The sequence below is a fragment of the Kitasatospora setae KM-6054 genome (genome assembly GCF_000269985.1).
GTDB classification, from domain to species: Bacteria; Actinomycetota; Actinomycetes; order Streptomycetales; family Streptomycetaceae; genus Kitasatospora; species Kitasatospora setae.
This window is the reverse complement of sequence record NC_016109.1, coordinates 5,459,959-5,472,789: the sequence shown is the minus strand read 5'-3', so window position 1 is coordinate 5,472,789 and position 12,831 is coordinate 5,459,959. Positions and strand designations below refer to the sequence as shown.

Sequence of the window (12,831 nt, the reverse complement as noted above, 5' to 3'; positions counted from 1 at the left end):
CGTACCGCCGCAGGCGAGCGTCGCCCGCACCGCCACACCTGACGATGCCCTCCCGAAGGACTCCCACCGGATGAGCCAGCCGACCGATCCGAAGCCCGAGCGGCCCGAGCCGGCGCCCGCTGCCGAGCCCGTCGTCCCGCCCGCGGCGGACGGCGCTCCGGCGGACGGCGCCACGACCGACGACGCCCTGACCGACGGCACCCCGGCCGGCGGCAGCCCGGCGGCGGCCGACGACGCCCCGGTGGCGGCGGCCGAGGCCGTCCGCTCCACCGTGCCGGCGCAGGGGCACCGCAGCGGCGCCCCGGACCGCGAGGCGGCCCGGGCGCTGTTCGTGCGGCTGTCCGAGCTGCCGGAGGGGTCGGCGGAGCGGGTGGAGATCCGCAACCAGCTGGTCCGGATGCACATCCCGCTGGTGGAGCACCTGGCCCGGCGCTTCCGCAACCGCGGCGAACCGCTGGACGACCTGACCCAGGTCGCCACCATCGGCCTGATCAAGTCGGTGGACCGGTTCGACCACGAGCGCGGGGTGGAGTTCTCCACGTACGCGACGCCGACCATCGTCGGCGAGATCAAGCGGCACTTCCGCGACAAGGGCTGGGCGGTCCGGGTGCCGCGCCGGCTGCAGGAGCTGCGGCTGTCGCTGACCACGGCGACCAGCGAGCTGTCCCAGCGGCACGGCCGGTCGCCGACGGTGCACGAGCTGGCCGAGCACCTGGGCATCTCGGAGGAGGACGTGCTGGAGGGCCTGGAGTCCGCCAACGCGTACTCCACGCTCTCGCTGGACGTCCCGGACAGCGACGACGAGTCGCCGGCCGTGGCGGACACCCTGGGCGCCACCGACGAGGCGCTGGAGGGCGTCGAGTACCGCGAGTCGCTGAAGCCGCTGCTGGCCCAACTGCCGCCCCGGGAGCAGAAGATCCTGGTGCTGCGGTTCTTCCGGAACATGACCCAGTCGCAGATCGCGGCCGAGGTCGGCATCTCCCAGATGCACGTCTCCCGGCTGCTCGCCCGCACCCTCGCGCAGCTGCGCGAGAAGCTGCTGGTCGAGGAGTGAGCCGGCCGGGCGCCCGCGCCTGAAGCCCGAACGCGGTAGGGCCCGTTCCCCACCCGGGGACGGGCCCTACCGCGTCGTACGAGCCGCGCGGGCCGCGCGGGCCCCTGCCAGGCCCTACCGCGGGTCGTCGGGGGTGCCGTACAGCACGGCGGTCACCTTCGGGTTGAGCAGGCCGACGATGCCGGCCAGGCCGAGCAGCCCGACGGCGACGCCGACGGCGGCCATCACGCCGCCGGACTGCCACATGTAGTACGCGACGGGCAGGCAGATGGAGTTGGTGAGCACGGCGGGGCTGCGGCCCCAGCGCTGCCCGCGCAGCAGCGCGCGGGCGGCCAGCACCGGCAGCAGGCCCATCAGCAGCAGGACGGCGCCGCCGAGCTCGGCGCGGCCGAAGTCGGCGTCGGCCCCGAGGAAGCCGGACAGCAGGTTGTAGACGCCCCAGCCGGCCATCGCCGCGCCCTCCAGCGCGGTGAGCGCCGCGCCGACGAGCAGCGGGGCGGGCCGGGCGGCGGCAGCGGGGGTGGAGGCGGTTTCGACGGTCACCTGGCCAGGGTAGCGGTGGGCTCGTGCCGGGCGGGTCGTAGGCTGATCACCATGCGCGCTCTCCTGGTCGTGAACCCGAAGGCGACCACCACCAGTGGCCGGACCCGGGACGTCCTGATCCATGCCCTGCGCAGCGACCTGAAGCTGGACGTCGCGCAGACCCAGTACCGCGGCCACGCCCGCGACCTGGCCCAGCAGGCGGCCGAGGACGGCACCGTCGACCTGGTGGTGGCCCTGGGGGGCGACGGGACGGTCAACGAGGTGGTGAACGGCCTGCTGGCGCACGGGCCGGGCGAGCGGGTGCCGCGGCTGGCGGTGGTGCCGGGCGGTTCGACCAACGTGTTCGCCCGGGCGCTCGGCCTGCCGAACGATCCGGTGGAGGCGACCGGCGCGCTGCTGGACGCGCTGGCGGACCGCCGGGAGCGGGCGATCGGCCTGGGCAAGGCGCTGACCGACGGGCTGCCGGACCGCTGGTTCACCTTCACCGCGGGCCTGGGTTTCGACGCGGGCGTGGTCGGCCGGGTGGAGCGCCAGCGTCGGGCGGGGCGCAAATCCACCCACGCGCTCTATGTCGTCGAGGCGCTCCGGCATTACGTCACCGAACGTGAACACCGCCGTTCGGGGCCGATCTCCCTGGAGATCCATGGCCAGGAGCCGGTTCCGGGCATGGTGATGGCCATAGTCTCGAACACTTCACCGTGGACGTTCCTGGGTTCCCGTCCGGTCTTCCCCTCGCCCTCCGCGTCCTTCGAAACCGATCTGGACATCTTCGGCATCACTCGAATGACCGCGTTCCGGACGGCCCGGACGGTCCGTCAGATCCTCCGTCCGCTGCCCGCCGCGGAGGGGGGTGAACGCCCGGCCGGCCCCGCCGGGAAACACCTCGTCTCCTATCACGACGTTCGGCACTTCACCTTGGTTTCAGAGGAACCGGCCCCGTTTCAGGTCGACGGGGACCACCTTGGAGACAGGAGTCGCGTCAGTTTCACAGGCGTACGACGGGCACTGCGTGTGATTGTGTGACCAGAAGGGGGTCGTCGCCTTGCACTCGAACGTTCGAGCCCCTTCACCCCATAGAAGTACTGCCTGTGAGGTAGGCGACACCGAAGAATCAAAAATTTCTTGCCGAAGGGGGTTGTATCCGGCTTCGAGGTTTGCGAACCTCTACATGGCGATCGGGACACCACAGCGGGACACCGCGGGAGGGCCCAACGAATCGCCGAACCCCCCTCAGCACAGACCGCCCGGGCCCGATGGGCCTTAGGTCCCTTTTGCTGTTGCGGGATTCGTGAAAGCGTTCACATTCACAAGCCATTCGAGTGAGTCGCCGGGGCCACCACCCGACGACCGGAGGAGTTGGACGACCATGGACTGGCGCCACCGCGCTGTCTGCCGCGAAGAGGACCCGGAGCTGTTCTTCCCGATCGGGAACACCGGCCCTGCTCTGCTGCAGATCGAGGAAGCCAAGGCCGTGTGCCGCCGCTGTCCCGTGATGGAGCAGTGCCTGCAGTGGGCACTGGAGACCGGCCAGGACGCCGGCGTCTGGGGCGGCATGAGCGAGGACGAGCGTCGTGCGATGAAGCGCCGCGCCGCCCGCAACCGGGCCCGCACCGCCTGAAACAGCTGACACCACGTCAGAGCAGTACGGATCAACTCACGATCAAGGGTTCGGCCGCGTTTGGCCGGCCGAGCCTTCCCGAACGGGCCCCGCTCGATCCGCGGGGCCGACGACGCGAGCCGTCCAGGCACTTGATACTGTTCACTTAGAGCAATATTGTTGGCCTGTGGCGCTCACCGTGTGCAACGCACGGAGGCGGGCGTCGCGCCACACCAGAAGCCCCCGTTCCGGCCGACTCCCCCCGACGGCCGGACCGGGTCGAGAGGCCCTGCCGACCCACCCCCCCGGTCGGCGGGGCCTCGTTTCTGTCTCCGGGCCCGGCACGGCGCGGGCCCGGCCCGGCGCGAGCCAGCCCCGGCCCGGCGGGAGCCCCGCACCGGCAGGACCCCGTACCGGCCGCAGGCCCCGCGCGCGGTGTCGGCGGGGCGCGCTAGCGGACGGGGATCTCCAGCACCACCTTGGTGCCGCCCTCGGGCGCGGCCACCATGTCGAAGGTGCCGCCGAGTTCGCCGGTGGCGAGGGTGCGGACGATCTGCAGCCCGAGGTTGCCGGCGGTCTGCGGGTCGAAGCCCTCGGGCATGCCGCGGCCGTCGTCCTGGACGGTGATCAGCAGGTACTCCTCGGGCCGCACGCCGTTGTTCCAGGTGTCGGACCAGCCCTTGCCGCCGGCCGGGGCGCGGCCGCGCAGCGCGCTGACCTCCAGGTTGCCGGAGGTGCTGGGGCCGAAGGCGTGTTCCAGGGCGTTCTGGGTGAGTTCGGTGAGGACCATCGCGAGCGGGGTGGCGACCTCGGCGGAGAGGATGCCGAAGGAGCCGCTGCGGCGGGTCACCACCCGTCCGTCCTGGGAGAGTTCCATCACCATGGCGAGCACCCGGTCGGCGATCTCGTCGAACGCGACCGACTCGTCGAGGGCCTGCGAGAGGGTCTCGTGCACGATGGCGATCGAGCCGACCCGGCGGACGGCCTCGTCGAGGGCGGCCCGGCCGGCGTCCGAGTCCATCCGGCGGGACTGCAGGCGGAGCAGGGCGGCGACGGTCTGCAGGTTGTTCTTGACCCGGTGGTGGATCTCCCGGATGGTGGCGTCCTTGGTCATCAACTCGCGGTCGCGGCGGCGCAGTTCGGTGACGTCGCGGCAGAGCACCAGGGAGCCGGTGGGGGTGCCCTTGGGCTTGAGCGGGATGGTCCGCAGGGTGACCACGCCGCCCTGGGCCTCGATCTCGGTCTGCCGGGGCGCCCAGCCGCTGGCCATCTTGACCAGGGCCTCGTGCACGGCGCCGCGGCTGGGCGGGACCAGTTCGGCGGTGCTCCGGCCGAGGTGACTGCCCACCAGGTCGGTGGTGAGGCCGAGCCGGTGGTAGGCGGAGAGCGCGTTGGGGCTGGCGTAGGTGACCACGCCCTCGGCGTCGAGCCGGATCAGGCCGTCGCCGACCCGCGGCGCGGCGTCCATGTCGGCCTGTTCGGCGCCGGGGTAGGGGAAGGTGCCGGCCGCGATCATCTGGGCCAGGTCGGAGGCGCTCTGCAGGTAGGTGAGCTCCAGCCGGCTGGGGGTGCGGACGGTGAGCAGGTTGGTGTTGCGGGCGATCACGCCGAGCACCTTGCCGTCCCGTCGCACCGGGATGGACTCCACCCGCACCGGCACCTCCTCCCGCCACTCCGGGTCGCCCTCGCGGACGATCCGCCCCTCGTCGTAGGCGGCGTCCAGCAGCGGGCGGCGGCCGCGCGGCACCAGGTGGCCGACCATGTCGTCCTGGTACGAGGTGGGGCCGGTGTTGGGCCGCATCTGGGCCACCGAGACGTAGCGGATGCCGTCCCAGGTGGGGATCCACAGCACCAGGTCGGCGAAGGAGAGGTCGGAGAGCAGCTGCCACTCCGAGACCAGGAGGTGCAGCCACTCCACGTCGGCACCGGTGAGGGTGGTGTGGCGGCGGACGAGTTCGTTCAACGAGGGCACACCGTGAGGGTAGCGCCGACCGTCTCGGCCCACGTTGTCCAGACCAATCGCGGCGACCCTCTGGACAACCACAATTGGTCTAGTCCACAATGAACATGCACCAAGGAGAGGCCCCCCGCGCAACTGCCCTGACCGCGCGCGGCCCCTCCTCGGTCGGAGGCGTCGTTCGAGGGTCCCGCACAACTCTCGGACGGTCCCCGCCTCCGGCATACAGCTCCGGGCTACGGTGCCGCACAGGTTGAGGGTCCTGTGTCGGCGCCGTGGCCCGTAGTGTTTTCCGCCCCCGGGCGGCCAGCCCCGCGTTCCACCCGTTCCCCTCCCCGCACGTGTCCGGCTCTCCGGCGCAGGGGCCCGGACACGGCGAAGCCGCCCCCGCGCACTCGCGGGGGCGGCTTCTTCGCGCTCCGGGCCGGCTGGGCCGCCCGGGTGGGGTCAGTGGGTCTCGGTGACCTTGGCGAGCGCGCGGGGGGCGTCCGGGTCCTGGCCGCGGGCGATGGTGACCTCGTAGGCCAGCAGCTGCAGCGGCAGGATCTCCAGGATCGGCTGGACCTCCTCGGGCACGCCGGCCGGCAGCGCGAAGCCCGCGCTGGCGGCGTCGACCTGCCCCTGCTGGCCGATCACGACCAGGTCGGCGCCGCGGCCGCGCAGGCGGTCCAGGACGGGCTGCAGGGCCTCGCCGCCCTTGCCGTCCGGGACGATCGCGATGACCGGCGAGACGTTGTCGACCATGGCCAGCGGGCCGTGCAGCAGGTCGGCGCCGGAGAACGGGGAGGCCGGGATGTAGGTGGTCTCCATCAGCTTGAGCGCCGCCTCGCGGGCGGTCGGGTAGCCGTAGCCGCGCGAGGTGATGACCAGGCGCTGGGCGAAGCGGTAGCGCTCGGCCAGGTCCTTGACCTCGCCCTGGCGGGCCAGGATGGCGGAGGCCAGCTCGGGCAGCACCTTGGCGGCGGAGCCGTCGCCGCCGCGCAGGCCCTCGACGAACAGGTACAGCGCCAGCAGCTCGGCGGTGTAGGTCTTGGTGGCGGGCAGCGCCTTCTCCGGCCCGGCCAGCACGTCGATGTGGAACTCGGAGACCTCGGCCAGCGGCGAGGCCGCGTTGTTGGTGACCGCGAGGGTGATCGCGCCGGCCTCGCGGGCCGCCTTGGTGGAGGCCACCAGGTCGGGCGAGCCGCCGGACTGGCTGACCGTGATGACCAGGCAGTCGGTGAGGTCCGGCTTGGCGCCGTAGGCGGTGGTGGTGGACATCGAGGTCAGGCCGGCCGGCTTGCCGAGCAGCACCTCGATCAGGTACTTGGCGTACAGCGCGGCGTTGTCGGAGGTGCCGCGGGCGGTCAGCAGGACGAAGCGCGGGTTGCGGGCGGCGATCTGCGCGGCGATCTCACGGATCGCGGGCGCGCCCTCGTCGAGGATGCGCTGCAGGACGGCCGGCTGCTCGGCCATCTCCGCCGACATGATCCTGCCGGGTACGGAAACAGTCTGCGGGTCGGACATCGGGGGTGCCTCCGTGGAGAGATGGTTCTACCCCGTGGGGCGGGACGCCCGACGGGGACCTCTGAACGGCGGCGAGTCCGCACCCTCGCTGCGTGGAACTGTTCTGCCCCGATCCTACGTGCGACCGGGCCCCGCGGCACACTCCGAGGGGGTGCGGCGGGGCCCGGTCTCAAGGGGCGGGACGTCGGCCGGTCCGGCCGGGCGGCGGGTCAGCCCGCGTTGTTGATCAGCTCGTCGATCTGGGCGTCGGCCTCCTTGGTGGCCTGGTCGACGCTCTTGCCCGCGAAGATCGCGTTCAGCATGTTGACCAGGACGTTCTGCTTCTCGATCGTGCCCCAGCCGGGGGCCAGCGGGGTGAACCAGGCGTCCTGCACCGCGTTGGCCGCCGCGGAGGTGGCGGGCTTGTTCTTCAGCGGGGCGAGCTGGACCAGGTTGTTCGGCAGGGTGTCCTTGTCGGCCAGCAGCTGCTCGGACTTGGTGCTGGTGAACATCCGCACCCAGTCGGCGGCGACCTTGGCGTTCTGCGACTTGGCGGTGACCGCCAGGTCGGAGCCGCCGATGAAGGAGGGCAGCGGCTTGCCGTTCGGGCCGGGCATCGCGGCGATCTTCAGCGAGCCCTCCAGCGCCGGGGTGCCGGTGATCGGCGCGGTGGCGATGCCGAGCTCCCAGCCGTTGGCGTAGATCAGGCCGGCCTTCTCGTGGCCGAGCACCTTGGCCTGATCGGACTCGTTGATCTTGTAGTCGCCGCTCTTGTTGTACTTCCGCACCAGGTCGACGAAGTGCTGCAGGCCCTGCTGGGACTTGGGCTCGTGCAGGGTGCCGTGCCAGTTGCCGCCGGCGTCGAACTTGGCGATCGAGCCGCCGTACGCGGCGACGTAGGACATCGCGGCGTACCAGTAGTTGCCGGGCAGGTACAGCGAGGAGTAGTTGGCGCTGTTCTTGTACTTGGCGGCGACCTTGTCGAGGGCGGCGAGCATGTCGTCCTCGTTCTGCGGGAGCTCGGCGATGCCGGCCCCGTCCTGGAGCATCTTCGAGTTGTAGATGCTGACCCGGGCGCCGGTGTAGTAGGGGACGCAGTAGAGCGTCTCCTTGTAGGTGCAGGTGTCGGCGAGGCCCTTGATCCAGTTGTCGGAGTTGTCGAAGGTGCCGCGCTCCAGCTTGAGCAGCGAGCCGTTGACGATGTACTTCAGGGTCTCGGTGTTGCCGAGCTCGACCACGTCGGGGGCCTGGCCGGAGGCGAAGGCGGCGTCCAGGTCGGAGATCTTCTCCTCCCACTTGTGGTAGCTCAGCTTGATCTGGACGTTGGGGTACTTCGCGGCGAACTCGTCGTTCACCTGCTGCACCAGATCGGGCCAGCTCTTCTGGGCGTCGTCCATCAGCCACACGGTCACGGTGCCGGTCGCGTTCTTCCCCTCGACGTCGGTCGAGGCGGGCGACGAGCTACCGGACGTGCAGCCCGCGGCGGTGGCCAGCAGGGCGGCTGTGCTGAGCGTGGCCAGTACCTGACGCTTCAACGCGGTCCTCCGGTTCGGGGCGGGGAGGTCTGCGCAGAGTGGTACAGACCAGATTTTCGGATCTTGGCCTAGACCATTTTGGGACGTCAACGCGGGTGCGGTTTCGCGCCCACCTCGTTGTCAATCCGTTGTCTTCCTTGGTCCAGCCACGTCAACCCCCGGCGGGGAACCGGCCCGGGGATGACTTTAGGCTCACTTAAGGTGACCCTGGGTGAGAAGAATGGATCAAGGGCAATTCCGGAAATCCCCGGGCGGGCGATTTCCCGGGCCCCGATCCGCCGGATTCGCCGCCCGGCCGCCGCCCCGCCCGGGCTCGGACCGCCCCGGACCGGCCGCCGGGGGCGCCGGAGCCCTCCCCCGCCGGGCCGGCCGGCCCGGGCCGCCGGTGGTCGAGTACGCACGACTTCCCTCCCGGCCGGGATCCGCGCCGCCCCGCCGCCGGCCGCCGGAGCCCCGCCCGGCCGCCCGACCTGCGACGGCGCCCGCCCGGCCGCTCCGGTCCCTCGCGCGCGCGCCGTCGTCAGCGTCCCGGCCGCCCCGCCCCGGGCCGGGCCCGGCGCACGGCCGGCGCGCGGCCGGGGCGGCGGAAAGCGCGGGGCGCGCGCCCCGCACCGGGCGGCGGGAACGCCCGGATCCCGGGAAATCCGCGGAAGTCCGGGCGGTGATTCCCGGCCCGGTATTGGCGGCCGGGGCGGGAAAGCCGGGGCGGGCCCGGCGGCCGGTATTCGCCCGGTCCATTAGGCCGGGGCGATTAGCGGCCCGGCCCGCGGCTTTCGGCCGCCGCCCGCGCCGGCCCCGGCGGTGGTCCACCCCGCGCCCGCCGACGGCGGCCCGGTGCCGCCCCGGGGCCCGCACCCGTGCCGCACCCTTGCCGCCCCCCGTGCCGCCCCCGTCCTGCGGGGCGTACTTGACATGAACCCACAGATGTGCCGCGTGCCGAACGGCCGCCACGCGGTCCGGCCGTCCAAGTGTCCGGATAGGTGCCGATTCCTCCCCGCGTTGGTCCAGTCCAACACGGCCGAGTCAAGCGTTGATAACGGCTTGTGCAACCGCTCTTTGAACCCTTGACGCTCGTCATTGGTCCATGCCAACCTCCAGGCGTTGGTCTAAACCAATGGTCTACTCCACCTCACGGATCGGCCCGCCGGCCCCGGCGGTTCGTACTCGTGTGACCCGGTGACGTTCCCCCCTTACGGCACAACGCAGCTCCCGGCCGGTCGGCCAAGCAGCCCGGTGCCTTACCTTGCTCATCCCTCTGGAGGATGGTTTGAACCGCAAGATCGCAGCCGTGGCCGCTATCGCCACTGTGCTCGTCGCCTCGGCTTGCTCCTCGTCTGCTTCTTCCGACGGCAAGTCGAAGGGCGAGGTCCTCAGCACGGACGGCAAGGGCAAGAAGATCACCGTCTGGCTGATGGACGACGCCCAGAAGCAGTGGAACGACGTGGTCGAGGCCGCGAAGGCCGAGTTCAAGCAGAAGACCGGCGCCGACGTCGACATCCAGTGGCAGACCTGGTCGAACTACACCACCAAGCTCGACACCGCCCTGCTCTCCGGCAACGCCCCCGACGCCATCGAGCTCGGCAACACCCAGGGTGCCAAGTACTTCGACGCCGACTCGTTCGTCGACCTCACCTCGGTCAAGAGCAAGTTCGACAACTCGGACAAGTGGCTGGACTCGCTGGCCGCGGCCGGCCAGTCCGCCGACGGCTCCAAGACCTACGCCGTCCCGTACTACGCCGGCGCCCGCGTCATGATCTACCGCAAGGACCTCTTCGAGGCCGCCGGTGTGACCAAGGCCCCGACCACCCTGGCCGAGCTGAACGACGCCCTGACCAAGGTCAAGGCCGCCAACGCCGGCACCCCGAACTTCTCCGCCCTGTACCTCCCGGGCAAGAACTGGTACACCGCCACCTCCTTCGGCGCCGGCTCTTTCGGTGTCAAGGACGTCATCGCCAAGAAGTCCGGCGAGAAGTGGACCAGCACCCTCACCGACCCGAAGTTCGTCGAGGGCATCTCCACCTGGAACAAGCTGCAGAAGGACTTCTCGGTCGGCGGCACCACCTCCGACGAGACCGACCAGGACGCGCTGATGGCGAAGGGCAACATCGCCGCCATCGTCGGCAACGGCTGGGAGGTCGGCTCGGTCGTCGACGAGAAGTCCGGCAACCCGGCGCTGAAGGACAAGCTCGCCACCATCGCCCTCCCGGGTGCCGCCGCCGGCGACCCGACCCCGGCCTTCCTCGGCGGTTCGGTCCTGGGCGTCCCGTCCAGCGCGAAGAACGCCGGCCTGGGCGCGACCTTCCTGCAGATCTTCACCAACACCGCGCAGCAGACCGCGCTGGCCAAGCACGCGATCCCGAACGCGAAGAACCTGGTCTCGGTCTACAAGCAGGCCGCTCCGGCCAACGAGGCCGCCGGTGCCGCCGCCGAGGGCAAGACCTGGTTCATCCCGAACTCCCCGCTGTGGTCCGGCACCAACGAGACCGCTCTGAAGGACGCCTTCGGCGCGATCGCGGCCGGTGGCGACCCGGCGGCCGAGCTCAAGAAGGCCGAGGACGGCGTCCTCAAGAGCCTGAACGGCTGACAGCCGGAATGAACCGCAGGTCGGCCCGGGGAGTTCCGTCGGATCTCCCCGGACGGACCACCGCACTGAGCGCAGGTTAGGGGGTGGGCAGTCCGCGAACGCGCGGACTGCCTACCCGTGCGCCAGGACCGACCAGATCCGCGGGCCCGGGAAGGACCCTGATGAGTGTGACCACCAACGAGACCGTGACGCGGTCCGAGAGCCAGGGGCCTGCCCCGGTGAAGAAGCCGCAGCGGCGCGGCGTCTTCGCGGCCGGCCAGTACATTCCCTACACCCTCCTGCTGCCCGCGGTGCTCGCGCTCGTGGGCGTTCTGGCGTACCCGGTGTACCGCCTGATCGACCTGGCGTTCCAGAACGTCAACCGCTACGCCCTGCTGGCGCACCCGGAGCGGGCCGAGTACATCGGCTTCGACGGGTTCACCCGGGTGCTGAGCGACAACGCGTTCTGGGAGGTCGTGCTCCGCTCGATCTACTTCACCGCGGAGCTGGTCTTCATCTCGATGGCGCTCAGCATGCTGATCGCGCTGCTGCTCAACCGGGTCTCCAACTGGGTCCGGGTCACCGTCATCACCGTGATGATGTTCGTCTGGGCGATCCCGGCGCTGGTCAACGGCCAGATCTTCCGCTGGCTGTTCTCGTCCAACGGCGGCGTGGTCGACTACATCGCCTTCCTGATCACCGGCGACGAGACCTGGAAGCACTACGACTGGTTCGCCGACCCGACGGTCGGCCTCTACGTGGTCGGTGCCGCCGTCATCATCTGGGGCGCCCTGCCGTTCCTCGTCCTGGGCCTGTACGCCGCGCTCACCCAGGTGCCCAAGGAGCTGATGGAGGCCGCCAAGCTCGACGGCGCCAACCCCTTCCAGGCCTTCCGGCACGTGACCATCCCGGTCATCCGGCCCTTCCTGATGATCAGCGCCGCACTGAGCTTCATCTGGGACTTCCAGGTCTTCGCCCAGATCTACTCGCTGCGCAACGCCGCCCCCGAGCCGGGCTACCGGACCATCGGCACCTACCTGTACCAGCAGGGCATCGTGTCCTCCCGGTACAGCGAGGCCTCGGTGATCTCGATCGTCATGATCCTCATGATGCTGGCGGTGCTCGTGTTCTACATCCGCCAGATGCTCAAGATCGGAGCCAACGAGCGATGACCGACGTCCTTCCCACCGCTCCCGAGGCGCAGCAGTCCGCCCTCCCTCCGGTCAAGAAGCCGAAGAAGTCCAAGGAGACCGAGGTCGGCCGCAGCGGCGCGATGACCTGGGTCTGGAACACCATCGCCCTGCTGATCGCGGTCGTGATGGCCTTCCCCATCTACTGGATGGTCCTGACCACCTTCAAGACCAACAAGGACCTGATCTCACAGGACCCGACGTTCTGGCCGTCCTCGCTGTCCTTCGACAGCTACAAGACGATCTTCGACGACAAGGACTTCCTGCCGGCCCTGCAGAACACCCTGATCCTCACCCTCGGTGCGGTGGTCCTGGGTGTCGCGGTCGGCTTCCTCGCCGCCGTGGCCGTGGCCCGGTTCAACTTCCGCGGCCGCAGCTTCTTCATCGTCACCATGCTGGTGGTCCAGATGGTGCCGCTGATGGCGATCCTGATCCCCCTGTTCGTCGTGATGAACAGCGCCGGCATGACCGGCTCGCTGGTCGGTGTGATCCTCGCCTACCTGGTCTTCACCGTCCCGTACGTGATCTGGACGCTGCGTTCCTTCATCGTGAACATCCCGGCGGAGCTGGACGAGGCCGCGATGGTCGACGGCTGCACCCAGTGGGGCGCGTTCTTCCGCGTCATCCTGCCGCTCACCCTGCCCGGCCTGGTCACCACCGCGGTGTACAGCTGGATCCAGGCGTGGAACGAGTTCGTGGTCGCCAGCACCCTGCTGAACACCGCCGGCACGAAGACCTCGATGATCTGGCTGACGTTCTACTCGTCGACCCCGACCCGCGCCGCCGACTACGGCTCGCAGATGGCCGGCGGCCTGCTCGTCTCGCTGCCCGTGATCATCCTGTTCGTGTTCTTCCAGAAGAAGGTGTCGGCGGGTCTCACCGCCGGTGCGGTCAAGGGCTAAGCCCC

The 12,831-nt window shown here is 70.5% G+C and carries 10 protein-coding genes; 6 read left to right on the top strand and 4 right to left on the bottom strand.

The annotated features are described in order from the left end of the window. Positions 1-70 precede the first annotated feature (70 nt). Positions 71-1,054 (top strand): RNA polymerase sigma factor SigF, encoded by a 984-nt coding sequence (locus KSE_RS24395; protein WP_081539600.1) that lies wholly within the window; start codon positions 71-73, stop codon positions 1,052-1,054. Positions 1,055-1,168: 114 nt separating this feature from the next. Here the strand turns inward: KSE_RS24395 and KSE_RS24390 are convergent, their stop codons facing one another. Then, complete coding sequence (locus KSE_RS24390; protein ID WP_014138021.1) at positions 1,169-1,597, bottom strand: hypothetical protein; 429 nt, start codon at positions 1,595-1,597, stop codon at positions 1,169-1,171. A 51-nt stretch (positions 1,598-1,648) separates the two neighbouring features. Between KSE_RS24390 and KSE_RS24385 the strand changes: the two genes are divergently transcribed. Both KSE_RS24385 and KSE_RS24380 read left to right on the top strand, forming a co-directional pair. Next, positions 1,649-2,620 (top strand): diacylglycerol/lipid kinase family protein, encoded by a 972-nt coding sequence (locus tag KSE_RS24385; protein ID WP_014138020.1) that lies wholly within the window; start codon positions 1,649-1,651, stop codon positions 2,618-2,620. Between the two features lie 343 nt (positions 2,621-2,963). Beyond that, positions 2,964-3,215 carry a WhiB family transcriptional regulator gene (locus KSE_RS24380; RefSeq protein ID WP_014138019.1) on the top strand — a complete coding sequence of 84 codons (252 nt, stop codon included), beginning with the start codon at positions 2,964-2,966 and terminating at the stop codon, positions 3,213-3,215. Between the two features lie 430 nt (positions 3,216-3,645). Here the strand turns inward: KSE_RS24380 and KSE_RS24375 are convergent, their stop codons facing one another. The 3 genes from KSE_RS24375 to KSE_RS24365 form a co-directional block, all read right to left on the bottom strand. Further along, on the bottom strand, positions 3,646-5,166 hold the full coding sequence (locus KSE_RS24375) for a sensor histidine kinase (protein WP_081539598.1): 1,521 nt from the start codon (positions 5,164-5,166) through the stop codon (positions 3,646-3,648). A 432-nt stretch (positions 5,167-5,598) separates the two neighbouring features. Beyond that, positions 5,599-6,657: an SIS domain-containing protein gene (locus KSE_RS24370; protein ID WP_014138017.1), complete on the bottom strand. Its 1,059-nt coding sequence runs from the start codon at positions 6,655-6,657 to the stop codon at positions 5,599-5,601. Positions 6,658-6,866: 209 nt separating this feature from the next. Further along, complete coding sequence (locus KSE_RS24365; RefSeq protein ID WP_014138016.1) at positions 6,867-8,171, bottom strand: extracellular solute-binding protein; 1,305 nt, start codon at positions 8,169-8,171, stop codon at positions 6,867-6,869. A gap of 1,288 nt (positions 8,172-9,459) precedes the next feature. Here KSE_RS24365 and KSE_RS24360 point away from each other — a divergent pair. From KSE_RS24360 to KSE_RS24350, 3 genes are all read left to right on the top strand, one after another. Beyond that, the gene (locus tag KSE_RS24360; RefSeq protein WP_197540716.1) at positions 9,460-10,755 is read left to right on the top strand and encodes an extracellular solute-binding protein; all 1,296 of its coding nucleotides are present in this window, start codon (positions 9,460-9,462) and stop codon (positions 10,753-10,755) included. 161 nt (positions 10,756-10,916) lie between these two features. Next, positions 10,917-11,906, top strand: a complete 990-nt coding sequence (locus tag KSE_RS24355) for a carbohydrate ABC transporter permease (RefSeq protein WP_033259932.1) — start codon at positions 10,917-10,919, stop codon at positions 11,904-11,906. Next, entirely contained in the window at positions 11,903-12,826 is a 924-nt protein-coding gene (locus KSE_RS24350) for a carbohydrate ABC transporter permease (RefSeq protein ID WP_014138013.1), read from the top strand. The genes KSE_RS24355 and KSE_RS24350 overlap by 4 nt, the downstream gene beginning before the upstream one ends. The last annotated feature ends 5 nt before the right edge of the window (positions 12,827-12,831 follow it).

Excerpts from the sequence above, each read along its gene's own strand:
- KSE_RS24385 (WP_014138020.1), top strand. The coding sequence starts at position 1,649 with ATGCGCGCTCTCCTGGTCGTGAACCCGAAGGCGACCACCACCAGTGGC.
- KSE_RS24395 (WP_081539600.1), top strand. The coding sequence starts at position 71 with ATGAGCCAGCCGACCGATCCGAAGCCCGAGCGGCCCGAGCCGGCGCCC.
- KSE_RS24370 (WP_014138017.1), bottom strand. The coding sequence starts at position 6,657 with ATGTCCGACCCGCAGACTGTTTCCGTACCCGGCAGGATCATGTCGGCG.
- KSE_RS24350 (WP_014138013.1), top strand. The coding sequence starts at position 11,903 with ATGACCGACGTCCTTCCCACCGCTCCCGAGGCGCAGCAGTCCGCCCTC.
- KSE_RS24355 (WP_033259932.1), top strand. The coding sequence starts at position 10,917 with ATGAGTGTGACCACCAACGAGACCGTGACGCGGTCCGAGAGCCAGGGG.
- KSE_RS24380 (WP_014138019.1), top strand. The coding sequence starts at position 2,964 with ATGGACTGGCGCCACCGCGCTGTCTGCCGCGAAGAGGACCCGGAGCTG.